The 14,470-nt window shown below is 68.2% G+C and carries 14 protein-coding genes and 1 pseudogene; 6 read left to right on the plus strand and 9 right to left on the minus strand.

The features are described from left to right. The first annotated feature begins 182 nt into the window (after positions 1-182). Positions 183-866 carry a heme-binding protein gene (locus tag QZY48_RS22720; protein ID WP_295435394.1) on the plus strand — a complete coding sequence of 228 codons (684 nt, stop codon included), beginning with the start codon at positions 183-185 and terminating at the stop codon, positions 864-866. Beyond that, positions 863-2,494: an alpha/beta fold hydrolase gene (locus QZY48_RS22725; protein WP_295435395.1), complete on the plus strand. Its 1,632-nt coding sequence runs from the start codon at positions 863-865 to the stop codon at positions 2,492-2,494. Before QZY48_RS22720 ends, QZY48_RS22725 begins: the two co-directional genes overlap by 4 nt. 84 nt (positions 2,495-2,578) lie before the next feature. Here QZY48_RS22725 and QZY48_RS34965 read toward each other — a convergent pair. From QZY48_RS34965 to apaG, 4 genes and pseudogenes are all read right to left on the minus strand, one after another. Further along, positions 2,579-3,001 (minus strand): annotated as a pseudogene (locus QZY48_RS34965) (DUF805 domain-containing protein); the annotation flags it as partial. Positions 3,002-3,119: 118 nt separating this feature from the next. Continuing rightward, complete coding sequence (locus tag QZY48_RS22730; protein WP_295435396.1) at positions 3,120-3,875, minus strand: TSUP family transporter; 756 nt, start codon at positions 3,873-3,875, stop codon at positions 3,120-3,122. Positions 3,876-3,890: 15 nt separating this feature from the next. Beyond that, a complete protein-coding gene (locus QZY48_RS22735) occupies positions 3,891-4,736 on the minus strand; it encodes a symmetrical bis(5'-nucleosyl)-tetraphosphatase (protein WP_295435397.1) in 846 nt (281 codons plus the stop codon). Positions 4,737-4,785: 49 nt separating this feature from the next. Continuing rightward, positions 4,786-5,172 carry a Co2+/Mg2+ efflux protein ApaG gene (apaG, locus tag QZY48_RS22740; protein ID WP_100921984.1) on the minus strand — a complete coding sequence of 129 codons (387 nt, stop codon included), beginning with the start codon at positions 5,170-5,172 and terminating at the stop codon, positions 4,786-4,788. Between the two features lie 395 nt (positions 5,173-5,567). On the opposite strand from apaG, the gene QZY48_RS22745 reads away from it, so the two are divergent. The 4 genes from QZY48_RS22745 to QZY48_RS22760 are packed head-to-tail and all read left to right on the plus strand — an operon-like array spanning position 5,568 to position 8,794. Beyond that, on the plus strand, positions 5,568-5,735 hold the full coding sequence (locus QZY48_RS22745; RefSeq protein ID WP_172965350.1) for a hypothetical protein: 168 nt from the start codon (positions 5,568-5,570) through the stop codon (positions 5,733-5,735). Then, positions 5,732-6,694, plus strand: coding sequence for a Gfo/Idh/MocA family oxidoreductase (locus QZY48_RS22750; protein ID WP_295435398.1), 963 nt, complete (start codon positions 5,732-5,734; stop codon positions 6,692-6,694). Before QZY48_RS22745 ends, QZY48_RS22750 begins: the two co-directional genes overlap by 4 nt. 22 nt (positions 6,695-6,716) lie before the next feature. After that, entirely contained in the window at positions 6,717-8,018 is a 1,302-nt protein-coding gene (locus tag QZY48_RS22755; RefSeq protein WP_295435400.1) for an AAA family ATPase, read from the plus strand. Beyond that, on the plus strand, positions 8,015-8,794 hold the full coding sequence (locus QZY48_RS22760; protein ID WP_295435402.1) for a retron system putative HNH endonuclease: 780 nt from the start codon (positions 8,015-8,017) through the stop codon (positions 8,792-8,794). Before QZY48_RS22755 ends, QZY48_RS22760 begins: the two co-directional genes overlap by 4 nt. A 146-nt stretch (positions 8,795-8,940) precedes the next feature. Here QZY48_RS22760 and QZY48_RS22765 read toward each other — a convergent pair whose 3' ends face one another. The 5 genes from QZY48_RS22765 to QZY48_RS22785 form a co-directional block, all read right to left on the minus strand. After that, complete coding sequence (locus tag QZY48_RS22765) at positions 8,941-11,163, minus strand: NACHT domain-containing protein (protein ID WP_295435404.1); 2,223 nt, start codon at positions 11,161-11,163, stop codon at positions 8,941-8,943. Positions 11,164-11,341: 178 nt separating this feature from the next. Further along, positions 11,342-11,779, minus strand: a complete 438-nt coding sequence (gene dtd, locus QZY48_RS22770; RefSeq protein WP_295435407.1) for a D-aminoacyl-tRNA deacylase — start codon at positions 11,777-11,779, stop codon at positions 11,342-11,344. Beyond that, positions 11,776-12,738: a prolyl aminopeptidase gene (gene pip, locus QZY48_RS22775; protein ID WP_295435408.1), complete on the minus strand. Its 963-nt coding sequence runs from the start codon at positions 12,736-12,738 to the stop codon at positions 11,776-11,778. Before pip ends, dtd begins: the two co-directional genes overlap by 4 nt. Before the next feature lie 279 nt (positions 12,739-13,017). Continuing rightward, positions 13,018-13,467: a transcriptional repressor gene (locus QZY48_RS22780; protein WP_295435410.1), complete on the minus strand. Its 450-nt coding sequence runs from the start codon at positions 13,465-13,467 to the stop codon at positions 13,018-13,020. Further along, positions 13,457-14,341: a metal ABC transporter permease gene (locus QZY48_RS22785; RefSeq protein WP_295435412.1), complete on the minus strand. Its 885-nt coding sequence runs from the start codon at positions 14,339-14,341 to the stop codon at positions 13,457-13,459. Before QZY48_RS22785 ends, QZY48_RS22780 begins: the two co-directional genes overlap by 11 nt. Between the last annotated feature and the right edge of the window lie 129 nt (positions 14,342-14,470).

Genomic DNA, 14,470 nt, shown 5'->3' on the forward strand with positions numbered 1-14,470 from the left:
AATCCGACCACGATTACGACAACGACAACGACAACGACGCCCGGTCCGTGAGAGCGTCCGGTAGCTGTAGGGTACGCGACGCGTACCCTGCGACATGTGCGTTAACACATCAGGTCTGATCGCACCCGCGGCACGTCGTCGCGACCCTGCTCCACCCCAACGCTGTCCCCGAGGTCTCCCCGATGAAGATTGCCCTGATCGTGCTTGGTGTCCTGCTCTTGCTCGCCGTGGCGGCGATGGCGGTGTTCGTCTTCGTGGTGCAGAACGTGGAGCAGCCGGCTTATGAGTCGATTACGCACGACGGTGCCTTCGAGGTCCGCGACTACCCGCGCCTGGTGGTGGCGGAGGTGCGCCGCGGCGGCCCCCGCCGGGAGGCACTGAGCGCCGGGTTCGGTCCGCTCGCCCGCTACATCTTCGCCAAGGAGCGCGCCGGCGAGCGGATCAGCATGACGGCCCCGGTGACCCAGCAGCGACCCGAAACCATCGCGATGACGGTCCCGGTGACCCAGTCGCGCGACCCGGCCGGCGACTGGGCGGTGCGCTTCATCATGCCGGCCAGTTATGACCTGGATAAGCTGCCCGCCCCGGCGGGGAAGGACGTGAGCCTGAGCGAGGTGGCACCCCGGCGGGTCGCGGCCATCCGCTTCAGCGGGTCGGCCACGGACGAACTGATGGCGGGCAAGGAGGCCGAACTGCGCGCCTGGCTGGCCGCCCGGGGGCTGACCCCCGCCGCCGCGCCGGTCTATGCCTATTACAATGACCCCTTCACGCCGGGCTTCCTGCGGCGTAACGAGGTCCTCATCGACCTGACCGAGGGCCTTGGCACCACGGCGACGCCCGCGCCGGTAACGGGGGTGGCGCCATGACGGCCGCCATCGGGAAGGCCGCGGCGGCGGTCCGGTCCGGGCGCGCCGTCGGCCTCGCCGCGCTGCTGGTCGCACTCCTGGCCCTGGCCGCCATCGGCACCGGACTCTGGCGCCTGAACGCGGCCACGGCGGGGCTCGCGATCGAGACGCTACGGGTCGGGGAGATCCCGGTCACCGTCTATCGCCCGGCGACGGCAGGGACTGCGTCCGCCCCGGCGCCGGTCGTCGTCATTGCCCACGGTTTCGCCGGTTCCCAGCAGTTGATGCAGCCCTATGCGGTGACCCTGGCCCGCAATGGCTATATCGCCGTGACCTTCGACTTCCCGGGTCATGGGCACAACCCGGCGCCCTTCGTCGCCCGCTTGGAGGACGAGGAGCGCCGGATCGGGGTCCTGCTGGGGGCGCTCGAGCGGGTGGTCGGGTTCGCGACGGGGTTGCCGGGGGCCGACGGGCGCCTCGCGCTGCTCGGGCACTCCATGGCCGGCGATGTGCTGTTGCGCTACGCCACCGCCCACCGCGACCAGGTGGTCGCCTCGGTTCTGCTCTCGCCCTACATGTCGCCGCATGCCCCACAGGTCAAGCCGCGCGATGTCCTGTTCGTCTTCGGCGCACTGGAGCCCGAGATGCTCCACCAGGCGGGCCGCGAGGCCGTTGCGGCGGCGAGTGGAGCCCAGGTCGCGAGCGCCGCCGCGGTGCAGCCCGGCCTGATCTATGGCGACCTGGCCGACGGCAGTGCCCGGGAGTTGGTGTTTGCCCCCGGGGTGGAACACATCGGGGTGCTCTATGGGCGGGGCGGCATCGGCGCCGCGCTGGACTGGCTGAACCGGGCCTTGGGGCATCGGGGCGACGGCTTCATCGACGCCCGCGGCGGCGCGCTCGGACTGCTCTTCCTGGGCATCGTCGCGCTGGCCTGGCCCCTCTCAAGGCTGCTGCCGCGCGCGGCGACCCGGACGCTGGGGGCGGGGCTGGGTTGGCGGCGGCTGCTGCCGGCGGCCATCGCGCCGGCGGTGCTCACGCCGCTGATCCTGCGGGTGCTGCCCAGCGACTACCTGCCGATCCTGCTCGGGGACTATCTGGCCCTGCACTTCGGCGTCTATGGCGTGCTGACCCTGCTGGGCATCTGGTTCACGCCCGCGCAGCGGGACGGTGAGGCGGCCCCCGCGGGCTTGGCGCGGGAGCCGGGCCGGGTGCTGTGGACCGGCCTGCTGGTCGGCACCCTGGCGACCGCGGCCTACCTGACGCTCGCGATCACGCTGCCGCTCGATCAGTATGTCACCGCGTTCATGCCCGGGGCCGGGCGCCTCTGGATCGTGCTCGGCATCCTGCCGGGGACCTTGGCCTATTTCGCCGCCGACGGCTGGCTCACCCACGGGGAGGGGTCGCCCTGGGCCGCGCCAATCCTGACCAAGACGCTGTTCCTGCTCTCACTGCTGGGGGCGGTGGCCCTGAATCTCAGCCAACTCTTCTTTCTGATTATCATCATCCCGGCGATCCTCGCCTTCTTCCTGCTCTACGGCCTGATCGGCGGCTGGGTCTATCGCCGTACCCGCCACCCGCTGGTGGGGGCCATCGCGATCGGGCTCGCCTTCGCCTGGTCCATCGCCGTGACCTTCCCGGTGGTGGACTGACGCGTCCGCCGGAGCCTGTCCCGGCGACGGGACCGCGGCCGGCGCGGGCCGGTCCCGGCGGGCAAAGAACCCGCCCGGAATGAACAGCAGGGCCAGCACCAGGATGCCGTTGAAGGCCCCATTGACCTGATTCTCCAGGCGCATCAGTTCCAGGCTCGGGGGCAGGACATAGCCGAGCCCGGCGCTCGCCAGGGCGATCAGCAGCAACACCGACCAGCCGGGCAGGCCCATGTCACGGATGCGCTTGGCCACCAGGTTGAACTGCGCAAAGACGAAGAGCAGACAGAAGAGCGCAAAGCCGATGAGCAGGGCCGGGGCTATATGTTCCAGCAGATAGCCTTGGGCGGTCGCCAGGTCATCGAAGATCAGGGGTTCCGCCAACCCGATCCCGAAGGCAAGCCCCAGCCCGAAGAGCATGAACAGGACCCAGAGCAGCAGCCAGAACCCGAGGAACGGCAGGCGCGCCAGGCGCCCGGTGGTCAGCCCGCCAAGAAAGGCTTGAAACATCGGCAATACTCCGGGTAGGGTGCATGGGGTGGCCAGCGGGTCTCCCCCGCGGCCGGGCGAGAGATTAGGAACGGTTCACTGATAAGTTAAACAAGTCCATGCAGTTTGAACGCCTGACCTAACCGAACTGCCCCCACAAGAGCTTGGCGGAGATCGCGAGCGACACGACCACCAGCACCGGTCGGACCAGGGCGCTGCCGTGACGCAGGACCAGGTGGGAGCCCAGCCAGGCACCCAGCAACTGACCGGCCGCCATCACCAGCGCCACCGGCCAGACGATGTGCCCGCCGGGCAGGAAGACCAGCAGGGCCGCGAGGTTGCTTGCGAAGTTCAGGAGCTTGCTGTGGGCGGTGGCGCGCCGCAGGTTGTACCCTTGCAGCGCCACATAGCCCATGGCGAAGAAGGTGCCGGCCCCGGGGCCGAAGAAGCCGTCGTAGAAGCCCAGGCCCAGGCCCAGGGTCAGGGCGAAGGCGACCGCCCCCAGGCGCCGCCGACTGTCCAGGTCCGACACCCGCGGCGAGCACAGGAAGTACAGGGCGAAGGCGATCAGGAACACCGGGATCAGGCGTCCGAGGAAGGCGCTGTCCAGGCGCTGCACCAGGAGCGCCCCGAGTGCGGCGCCGCCGAAGCTGCAGGCCGCCGCCAGGGCCGCCGCCCGCAGGTCCACCTGCCCCTTGTGGATGAAATTCAGCGCCGCGGTGCCGCTGCCGAAGACCGCCTGCGCCTTATTGGTGGCGAGCGTCGCCACCGGCCCCAGCCCCGCCCACAGCAGGGCCGGGATGCTGATCAGACCGCCGCCCCCGGCGATGGAGTCCACGAACCCGGCCAGCAGGGCGACCAGGAACAGCAGGCTCAAGACCTCGATGGATGCCATGCAATAGGACGCCGTTCAATCCCCGCTCTCCCCCGGCGTGAGATAACCCTCACAGGGCAGATGCACGGGTTCGATGGGTTTGGACTTGCGCACCCGCACGGCGGTGAGGTTGCCGCCCCACAGACAGCCGCTGTCGATGCCCCACACATTGTCCTGGTCCCAGTAGCCCAGGGCCGACCAGTGACCGAAGATGATGCGCGCATCGCGACTCTTGCGGCCCGGGCACTGGAACCAGGGCACCAATCCCTTGGGGGCGCTTGCCAGGGGCCGCTTTTCCTTTAGGGCCAAGGCCCCGTCGGTGGTGCAGTAGCGCAGCCGCGTCAGGGCATTGGTGATGAAGCGCAGGCGCTCGATGCCGGTCAGGTCCGGGCGCCAACGCTCCGGTTGGTCGCCATACATGGCGAGCAGGAAGTCCTGCCAGTGCGCCCCCCGCAGGGTTTCTTCCAACTCGCGGGCCAGGGTCTGGGCCGCGCTGAGGGTCCATTGGGGCGCGAGCCCGGCGTGGATCAGGGTGTAACCCTTGGCCGCGTCGTGGTGCAACAGCGGTCGGTGGCGCAGCCAGTGGAGCAGTTCGTCACGGTCCGGGGCACTGAGGACCTCATCGAGCGTGCTCTTCCTGGCGTGCCGTTCGTTGCCGGCGGCCAGGGCGAGCAGGTGCAGGTCATGGTTGCCCAGGACCACGATCGCGCAGGCGTCAAGGGAATGGACCAGGCGCAGCACACCCAGGGACCCGGGCCCCCGGTTGACCAGGTCGCCGGTGAACCAGAGGCGGTCGGCGGCAGGGTCGAATTTCAGGCGCTCGAGCAGCCGCTGCAACTCCAACTCGCAGCCTTGAATGTCTCCGATGGCGTAGGTCGGCATAGGTTCTGCGGCGACGACGGTGCCGGCTGGCTTGGCCCGGGCGCGCCGGTCAGTGGAGCCGGGCGAGGGAGGCGAGCGAGAAGGCCGGGATCTCGGCGTCGAACCGGGTCCCGTCGTCGCCGACCATGCCGTAGCTGCCATGCATGCACCCGACCGGCGTGGGCAGGATGGTCCCGCTGCTGTAGCGGAAGCGCTCGCCGGGCTTCAGGTGAGGCTGCTCGCCGACCACGCCCTCACCGCGGACCTCCTGCACCTTGCCGTCGGCGTCGGTGATGATCCAATGGCGGTCGAGCAGACGGGCTGGCTCGCTGCCGTCGTTTTCGATGGTGATGGTGTAGGAGAAGGCATAGCGCCCCTCCACGGGGGCCGACTGCTCCGGCTGAAACTGACTGCGGGCCAAGACCTTGATCGAATGACGCTGCACTTGGACCTCCATCGGGGTGGTGCCGGCGGGAGCGCCGGCGACGGGTGACTGAGCGCCGCACCGGGACGGCCGGCGGCAGAGGGCCGGGGCCGCACGGCACGGACGGCGGGCGGCTGGCCGTCTGCCAGGTCCCTAAGGGTACCCTACCGGGGGCGCTCCCAGGAAGCCGAACCGCCCCGGGGACGGAGCGGGGGGCCGGTGAAATGCCGCGGCGGCCCGGCAGGCACCAAGGTGCGCGAATGCAAGCAGACAAGCGCCAAGGAACGCGTGATAATGGCGGCCGCGGGAACGCGGTGCCGGGGAATCAGCAGTGATTCAGGGCGCTTCAGTCGGTTTTCCCACCCACATTTTCTTTCTGTTGTAAACTCTTGTCTTAATCTTCAATCGACGTGATGTTCGGTACGTCCATGACCTACAAACGCAGCCGGCGGAAACCCGATCTGTTCTCGCTCCTATTGATCGTCGTGACCCTCGGCATGTCCGTGACCCTCGCGTATCAGATCAACGTCTATTACGGAGGGGCCCCGGTCCCGATCGCCCGCCAGGGGCCGGCGGTCGGCGGCGTGGGCGGGTGAGGGCGCGCGCACCGGCCGGCCCCGGGTCAGACCGGTTGCGGGTCGCCGTCGTCGGCGTCGGCTATCTGGGCCGGTTCCACGCCCTGATCTACGCGCGGATGCCCGAGGTCACGCTGGTGGGGCTGGTCGACGCGGATCCGCAACGCGCCCAAGCGGTGGCGACGGAGGCCGGTTGCGCCGTCTACGACTCGCTCGCGGACCTCGCGCCGCAGGTCGACGCGGTCAGCGTGGTGGTACCGACCACGGCCCACCTGCAAGCCGCGGAGCCCTTTCTGCGGCGTGGTTGCGCCGTCCTGATCGAGAAGCCCATTGCCGCCACCCAGGCGGAGGGTGCGGCGATCGTCGCGCTGGCCCGTGACCACGGGGCACTCCTCCAGATCGGACATGTAGAGCGCTTCAACGCCGGGGTCATGGCACTCGCGCAACGCATCACGGTCCCCCGTTATATCGAGGCCCAGCGCATGGGCGGCTTCACCGAGCGCGCCACCGACGTGGACGTGGTCTCGGACCTGATGATCCACGACATCGACATCATCCTGTCCCTGATGGGGTCCGAGATCACCGCCATCTCCGCGGTCGGCGCGGCGGTGCTCACCCCCCATGTCGACATCGCCAACGCCCGCCTGGAGTTCGCCAACGGCGCCGTGGCCAATGTGGTCGCCAGCCGCGTCTCCGACAAGCAGACCCGGCGCATCCGGGTCTTTCAGTCCGGCGGCTACCTGTCGCTCGACTTCATCGGCCAGACCATCGACCACGCCTGGCTGCGCGAGGTCCCCGGGGCCGCCCGCCCCGAGATCGCCCGTGAGCGGCTCCAGGTGGACGCGGTCAAACCCTTGGATCAGGAATTGGCCGCCTTCGTCGCGAGTGCCCGCACCGGCCGCCCGCCGCTGGTGGACGGGGCGATCGGACTCAAGGCGCTGGAAGTGGCCCTGGAAGTGCGCGCCCGCATCGGGTGCTGAGGAAGGGCTGCCCTACCGCCAGATGGAACACTCAGATCACGGCCTTGTCCGCCGCCTGCGACTGGACAAGGTCCGCAGCTTCGAGGCCGCGGAGATCGACTTCGCGCCGCGGGTGACGGTCCTGCTCGGCGAGAACGGCTCCGGCAAGACCACGGTGGCTGAGATGCTCGCGCTGTTGCTCGTCCCGCCCGGGCAGCGGTTGATCGCCTTCCCGCGCCGCCACGGGGCCGACCGGGGCCGGGCGGAGGTCTTCCTCGCAGGCCGTGACCAGCCGGCCGCGGTCTGGGACTCGGCAGAGGACCCCAGCGCCGACCAGCGCCCGGTCCCCGGACGCCCCGTCTTCGCCTATGGGCGTTTCCGCCAGTTCTTCACCGTCGATCAAGGCGAACGCCGACGCATCAATAACCCAGGCGAGGACCTGGGCGACCTCGCGCACTCGTCCCGGCGAGACTCGATCCTCACCCTGTTTCGTCCGGACCCCGGATTACTCCAAGACCTGTCGCGCGCCCTGGTGGCATTGCATTACGGGGCGCAGACCCTGGCCGACGCACGGCTTACCGCCGTCTGGACCCGCCTCAACCAATCGCTGAAGGCGCTCGAATGCGGATTCGACCGCATCGAGATCGAGGAGGGCGAGTACGAATACATACCGCGCCTGGTGCGCAAGAAGGCCCGTCTGGCCCTCAGCGAACTGTCCGACGGCTACCAGTCCGTCCTCACCATCCTCTTCGATCTGGTGCTGCGCTATGCCTTCCGCTTCATCACCTTGCCGGACCCGCTGCTGGCCGCGGCCATTGTCGTCATCGACGAGATCGACCTGCACCTGCACCCGCGCTGGCAGCGCACCGTTCTCAACCAATTCACAAAGGTCTTCCCCAACACCCAATTCATCGTCACCACCCATTCACCGGCCGTGGTGCAGGGCGCGGTGGACGCCGGGCACCGCATCATCAGCCTCACCGAATCCGGCGGCATCTCCAAGGCGAAGCCGCTCAGCCCCAGCACGATGCGCGACCTGAAGGGGGCGGAGATCGGCGCCCTGCTGCTGGACCGCCGTCTGTTCGGCGTCGGCTCGCGTTATTCGTCTGAGTATTCGGCCATCGAGGACCGCATCGACGACCTGGAGCAGCGCATCGAGTCCGGCACGGCGACCGAGGCCGACGAAAAACAGTTATTCAAGGACCTGGAGACCCTTCAGGGCCTCATGGTCAAGGACGAGGGCCGGCGCGCCGAGGGCGGCGTGATGGCCCAGATGGCGGACCTGCGGCGCGCCTTTCTCCAGGACTTGGCTGAATTGAAACGGGAGCAGGAGAAGGGCGCATGAGGCGATTGGATCGGACCGGAATCGCACCGCCGGCCGACTGGGAGGCGCGCCTCAGGCGCAATCTGCCGGACCGGGACGCCTTTTTTGCCAGGGCGGCGGAGCTTGAGGCCCTCGATCTCAATGATCCGGTGAGGCGCAAGGGCTTCTCGGCCTTTGCGCCCGCGGTCCTGAAGAAGACCAGCAAGGGCCGGGCCTTCCCGCTCCTGTGGGGCGCGGCCAAGCAGGCCCTGGCCGCGATGAGCCACCACAAGTGCGCCTATTGCGAGTCGCCGATCAATGCCGAGCGCTCGGGCCATGTGGAGCATTTCAGACCCAAGTCGCTGTTCCCATCCCTCTGTTACGACTGGGAGAATTATTTCCTGTCCTGCAACGGCTGCAATGGGCAGAAGTCGGACAAGTGGCCGGCGCAGGGAAACTATGTCAGGCCGGACCAGGGGGATCCTGCCGCACGGTTCCTGTTCTCCAGGGATGGTGGGATTGCGGCGGTGCCTGGGGATCTGGAGGCCGAGAATACCATTAGGGATCTGGGGCTCGATCGGTCCTGGTTGTGCCGATGGAGACGGTTGGCGATGGGGTCGATCCTAGACGATATCGAGGGTACCTTGAGCTTACTGGCCGAGGCACCTGGCCTGGAAGAGTCGATCACGCGATTGATTGAGAAACAAATCGCGAGGATCACGGGAAATCCCGCACTGCCTTATTCGACCGCCTTGCTTCAGTGCGTACGCCAAGCCTTGGAGCAGACGCGTGCCAGGCAGATGGGTAGGTCGGGTTAGCGAAGCGTAACCCGACGCCTACGGCGCCATGTCGGGTTACGGCGCGCTCCACCCTCGGCAGTAGATCGCACGTACGGAAGGGCGCGCCTAACCCGACCTACGGGCTGTCGGAGAAGTCGTTGGTCCGCACAGCGGACCCTACACGGCTACCCGGCTTCGGCGCTATTGGTTGCGGTCTTTACCGCGACAAGTTGCTCTCGCGCATTGGCATAGTCCTCATATCGCTTAGCCATGCTCACTACTCGCGAGTTGAGATCAGCGTCACGCGCCAATGTTTCCGGAAAGTCTCTTATTAGAAAAGTTGCTGCTAAATCCCCCACGGATGGCGCTTGTGAAAATAGACCGGCGGATAGCGGCACAGGATAATAGAGACGCCGATCATCGAGCAGCGCCATCAATACGGGTATAGCAGGCTCGTACTTAGCGAAGCCCAATATCATGAACGCCAGGAGAAGCAGGTCTAGGTCTGGCTCACTGTTGTTGATTAACTTGAGTAGCACCGGAGCTGCCAGCGTGGGCGCATTAAAAAGCTCGACCAATTTATCATCGGATGTGCTATTGATTAATTTCGCCAGCGCGACCTCAACCTTCTTCCGATACGCCAATGGCATATCCACCTCGGTTTCAAGACACTGCGCAGCCAGCAAGACAGTCGTCGGCTTATTGATCTTCAGCAACCGCTTGACGATTCCCCCGCTATCCGTCCCCGGCACCCCCGCCGCGAGGACTATAACCTCATGCCACCAATCGTCCGGATACTTGGCCGTCAAGGCATCAAATTCCCGATGACGCACATAATCCAGCGCGGTCAGGTATTCCTGAAAGGTCAGGTGGGCAAAGGCGTAATACCCCGGTCGGCGCTCCACCAACATACCAGTCCGGTCCCGAATCTCGTCGAGCATCCGCCCCGCCTCGTCGGCCGAGCGACCCAGGTCCGGCAGGACCCGGGCAAACTCCTCCGCCACCTCCGATTCCGGTAGCTCCGCCGCGTGCGCGTCGTGCAAGCGCCGGGCGACGCCCATCAGGAGACGCCGCTTGGCGACCGCGTCCAGGGTGCCGATGGCAGTGTCACCCGCGAATTTGACCCTGTCCCACTCATAAAGCAATGCATCCGTGCACTTGTCATAAAGGGTCGCCCGATGCTCGGGGATGCTGTGGCCCAGGAAGCGGTGAACCACGCACAGGATGGTGGCGAGCAATGGATTGACCGCGATCCGCTGTATTGGGCGGCTGCGGCCGATACGCGCCTTGAGATCCTCGGCGGCCGTGGCCGCCTCGCGCTCGGCCAGGGGGCGCTCCTTGCCCAGTGATAGCTCGGCCGCCAGACACCAGCGATCGATATAGACCCCGACCTCCACCTGGGTCAGGTCGCTCAACTCATGCACCGCGAATCCGTCGAGTTGCTCCGCCAGATCATCCTTGCGACCAACCGGGCGGCTGGTGATCAGGGTGCGCACGCTACCCTCGCGGGCGATGAATGCGCAGACGGCGGCGGTCAATTCGCGACGCAGCGGCTCCGGCGCCTCGTCCAGTCCGTTGAGCATCAGGAAGGCGCGCCCGCAGCCCAGGGCCTGATCCAGCAGGGCGGGATCGCAGCCGGTCTCGCGGGCGATGAGATCGCGCGACAGCGGGCCGTCGGCCAGACTCCGGGCCGCCAGCACCAGGGGCAGCAGGCCGGGGGGCAGACCGGTCTCGGGGTTTGGTTCGACGCCTGCCGGTTGCGCCGCGAGCCAGGCAATCAGGGTGCTCTTGCCGCTGCCCGGACCGCCGAGGAGCAGCAACCGCTCGGACGCGGCGAGCACCTCGGCGATGGGCCGACGTTGCCCCAGGGTCGGGCTGAGCCGGAGCTCGCCGTCCTTCCCGGTCTCGAGGATGGGATCGGCGACGTGCAGCGGGACGAAGACGGCCTGCAACGCCTGGGTGACCCGGTGGGTGGTCTGGAGCCCCCGCAACTCGATGCGGCCGTAGCGCTCCGCCAACTGGCGCCGATAGTCCTGTTCCAGGGCCTCGAGGATGGCGGCCGGATCGCCGGACTCCCGGGCGAGGACCAGGTCGCGCTCCTGGGCGCAGCGGATCTCGAAGCGCAGCACGGGCTCGAAGCCGTCGTCAAAACCGGTTTGGGCCCAGTCCCGAGTGAGACGTTCCAGGTCGGCGGCGAGCACCCCGGGGACCTCGGCCGAGCCGCGGGTGGCCAGTGCGACCGCGAGCCGGTCCCGCGCCCGTGCCCGGCGGTTCTCGGTGATCACCGCGGGGATGGCGGGGTCCGCGGGCGCGGCGCCGCGGACCCGCTCGAAGACGGGCGCGACGGCCGCGTCGTCCAGGCGCGCCTTCAATTGATCGAAGGGTGCGCGTGGCGATTCGTCCCTCATTGAGCGTAGAACCGCAGACATTGCAGAGACTCCCACCCTAAATAGGCCCGAACTGAAATGCAGGCCGAAACGATGATCTGAGGCCCGCTGGCCGGAACTCACGCCGATGCGGTCAAGCGCAGCCTCTCAAGGTGCGCACGGCGCACCCTACGCCGATGCTCCGGGCGGCGGTACCCGCTCAGGCCTCCAGCCAAAAGGTCACAGGCCCATCATTGACCAGACTGACCTGCATATCCGCCCCGAAGCGGCCGGTCGCAACCACCGGATGGCCAGCGCGGGCACGCTCGACCAGGTGACCGAACAACAGTTCCCCGACGGCGGGCGGTGCCGCGCTGGTGAAGCTCGCGCGGGTGCCCTTGCGGGTGTCGGCGGCCAGGGTGAATTGCGGGACCAGGAGCAGGCCGCCGCCGATGTCGCGCAGGCTCAGGTTCATGCGCCCGTCGCGGTCGGGGAAGACGCGGTAGCCGAGCAGGCGTTCCAGCAGGCGCTCGGCGCGCGTCGGGGTGTCGGTCGGCTGTACCGCGACCAGGACCAGGAGGCCGCGGCCGATGGCGCCGATGAGCGCGGCGTCGACCTGCACCTGGGCCTGGGTCACTCGCTGCAACAGGCCGATCATCCCAGCACGCGCGCAAACTGGTCCGTGGCGGCCACCAGCGCGGCGCGGATGCCGGGCTCGAAGGCGGAATGGCCGGCGTCCGGGATGACCCGCAACTCGGCCCTGGGCCAGGCCTGATGCAGTTCCCAGGCGGAGCGCATGGGGCAGATCAGGTCGTAGCGGCCCTGGACGATGACTCCGGGGAGGTCGGCGAGCCGGCCGGCGTCCTCCAGCAGTTGGTTGGGGCGCAGGAAGGCGTCGTGGACAAAATAATGGCACTCGATGCGCGCCAGGCTCAGGGCCAGGTGGGCGTCGGCGAAGTGGGCCTGGATGTCGGGGTTGGTGAGCAGGGTGGCGGTGCGGCCCTCCCAGATGGACCAGGCCTTGGCGGCGGCCAGGCGCCCGATCTCGTTGGCTCCGGTGAGTCGTTGGTGGTAGGCGGCCAGCAGGTCGCGGCGCTCCGGCGGCGGGATCGGTGCCAGGAAGTCGGCCCAGTAGTCGGGAAAGACCTGGTTGCAGCCCTCCTGATAGAACCAGCGGACCTCCGCCGGCCGGCACAGGAAGATCCCGCGCACCACCAGGGCCAGCACCCGCTCCGGGTGGGTCTGCGCATAGGCGAGCGCGAGGGTGGAGCCCCAGGAGCCGCCGAAGACCAGCCAGCGCGCGATGCCGAGCCGCTCGCGGATGCGCTCCAGGTCCGCCACCAGGTCCCAGGTGGTGTTGGCCTCCAGGCTCGCGTGGGGGGTGGAGCGACCGCAGCCGCGTTGGTCGAACAGGATGATCCGGTAGCGTTGGGGGTCGAAGAGGCGGCGATGGGCGGGCTCGCAGCCGGCCCCCGGACCGCCGTGCAGGAACACCGCGGGGATGCCGTCGGGGCGCCCGCACTGCTCCACGTAGAGCCGATGACCATCGCCGACGGGCAGTTCGTAGGTGGCGTAGGGGGTGATCGGGGGATAAAGGTCGCGCTGGGTCTTGTTCATGGCCGCCAGGATAGGGGGCGCGCCGATCGGCCGCAATCGGGCCGACGTGAAACCTGGTCGGACAATGCCTACAACCAGCGGCGAAGATTGCCGACGCGGGGTCCGGCCGGTCCGGACAGGCGCCATCGGGAACCTGCACGATACTGAAGCTGTCGCCACCTGGTACCCAGGGACGGAAGAATCGCCCACCGGCGGTTGCGCACGCCACACCAGACCAAGCAGAGCGACACCCCCGCCGCGGGATGCGACGGGGGTTTTTGCTGTCCTGCCCGCAGCGGCTCAGCCGTCCTTGGCGGCACAGTCGGCGCAGGTCCCCATCACCTCGACCACGCGCCGCCGCGGCGCGAAGCCGCTCCCGCTGGCGAGCCGCGCGAGGCTCTGCTGGACCGCCGCGTCCTCGATTTCGGTGACGCCGCCGCACTCCAGGCAGATGAGAAACTCGCTCAGGTGCGGCTGCCCCGGGTGGTCGCAGCCGATCCAGGCGTGCAGGCTCTCGAGCCGGTGGATCAGGCCCTGTTCCAGCAGAAAGTCCAGGGCCCGATAGACCGTCGGCGGGGCCGCGGGGCGCGGACCCGCGCGCAGCGCGTCCAGGATCTCGTAGGCGCCGACGGGTCGGCCGGCCGCGCACAGGATCGCGAGCACCCGGCGGCGCTGCTCGGTCAGGCGCACGCCGCGCTCCCCGCACAGGGCCGCGGCGCGGGCGAGCGCCCCGTCGGTGTCAGGGTTCATCGGCCGACAACCCCGGCGCGTTGGCCCGGCCTGACCCGGACACCCGCCGCGCCCGCCGCGCCCGGTACAGGCCGCTCGCCAGCGCGGACAGCACATAAACAGCGCCCGCGAGCAGGATCATGGTCGGGCCGGCCGGCAGGTCCGGGCCATAGGACAGGGCCAGCCCGGCGGAGGTCAGGGCGGCCCCGAGCAGGGTCGCGATGCCCATCATGCCTCCGAGTGAGTGCACCCAATGACCGGCGACGGCGGCCGGCAGGGTCAGGAGCGCAATCACCAGGATCAGCCCCACTACCTGGATCAGCAGCACCACGGTCACCGCCACCAGACACAGCAGCAGCAGGTAGAAAAAGGTGACCGGCACCCCGCGCAGGCGGGCGAATTCCTCATCGAAACTCACCGCCAGAAACTGCCGATAGAACAGGACCACGGTCAGCACCAGCCCCAGGTCCAGCCCCGCCATCAGCCACAGGTCCCGGCGCGGCACCAGCAGGATGTTGCCGAACAGATAGCTCATCAGGTCCGCGCTGTAGCCCGGGGTCTTGGCGATATAGAGGATGCCGATCGCCATGCCGATAGCCCAGATGGCGCCGACCAGGGTGTCCTCCTGGGCGCTCCAGGCGAGGCGCACCACCCCGATGATGAGCGCCGCCGCCACCGCCGCCAGCAGGGCCCCGAGCAGCGGGTCGAAGCCGTAATAGAGCGCCGCCCCCATGCCCCCCAGGACCGAATGGGCGATGCCGCCGGCCAGAAAGGCGATACGCTTGACGACGACATAGGTCCCGATCACCCCGCAGCCGATGCTGGCCAGGAGCCCGGCCAGGAGCGCCGTGCGCAGGAAGGCGTGCTCGGTGAGTGCGTTCAGGAACTCGGTCATGGTTCAATCCAGACAGTCATCGCGATACGGAGCTCCGGAAGAATAAAATCAGCCGCAAATGAACGCAAACGAACGCAAATAAGACAAGTGCTCGATGCCTGGAACATCGCCGGGCCTTGATCATAACTC

The sequence above is a fragment of the uncultured Thiodictyon sp. genome (assembly GCF_903828115.1).
Taxonomy (GTDB): domain Bacteria; phylum Pseudomonadota; class Gammaproteobacteria; order Chromatiales; family Chromatiaceae; genus Thiodictyon.

What these genes read in the sequence shown, in the direction of transcription:
- QZY48_RS22720 (WP_295435394.1), top strand. Translation starts at nt 183, where the DNA reads ATGAAGATTGCCCTGATCGTGCTTGGTGTCCTGCTCTTGCTCGCCGTG.
- QZY48_RS22725 (WP_295435395.1), top strand. Translation starts at nt 863, where the DNA reads ATGACGGCCGCCATCGGGAAGGCCGCGGCGGCGGTCCGGTCCGGGCGC.
- QZY48_RS22730 (WP_295435396.1), bottom strand. Translation starts at nt 3,875, where the DNA reads ATGGCATCCATCGAGGTCTTGAGCCTGCTGTTCCTGGTCGCCCTGCTG.
- QZY48_RS22735 (WP_295435397.1), bottom strand. Translation starts at nt 4,736, where the DNA reads ATGCCGACCTACGCCATCGGAGACATTCAAGGCTGCGAGTTGGAGTTG.
- apaG (WP_100921984.1), bottom strand. Translation starts at nt 5,172, where the DNA reads ATGGAGGTCCAAGTGCAGCGTCATTCGATCAAGGTCTTGGCCCGCAGT.
- QZY48_RS22745 (WP_172965350.1), top strand. Translation starts at nt 5,568, where the DNA reads ATGACCTACAAACGCAGCCGGCGGAAACCCGATCTGTTCTCGCTCCTA.
- QZY48_RS22755 (WP_295435400.1), top strand. Translation starts at nt 6,717, where the DNA reads ATGGAACACTCAGATCACGGCCTTGTCCGCCGCCTGCGACTGGACAAG.
- QZY48_RS22760 (WP_295435402.1), top strand. Translation starts at nt 8,015, where the DNA reads ATGAGGCGATTGGATCGGACCGGAATCGCACCGCCGGCCGACTGGGAG.
- QZY48_RS22765 (WP_295435404.1), bottom strand. Translation starts at nt 11,163, where the DNA reads ATGAGGGACGAATCGCCACGCGCACCCTTCGATCAATTGAAGGCGCGC.
- dtd (WP_295435407.1), bottom strand. Translation starts at nt 11,779, where the DNA reads ATGATCGGCCTGTTGCAGCGAGTGACCCAGGCCCAGGTGCAGGTCGAC.
- pip (WP_295435408.1), bottom strand. Translation starts at nt 12,738, where the DNA reads ATGAACAAGACCCAGCGCGACCTTTATCCCCCGATCACCCCCTACGCC.
- QZY48_RS22780 (WP_295435410.1), bottom strand. Translation starts at nt 13,467, where the DNA reads ATGAACCCTGACACCGACGGGGCGCTCGCCCGCGCCGCGGCCCTGTGC.
- QZY48_RS22785 (WP_295435412.1), bottom strand. Translation starts at nt 14,341, where the DNA reads ATGACCGAGTTCCTGAACGCACTCACCGAGCACGCCTTCCTGCGCACG.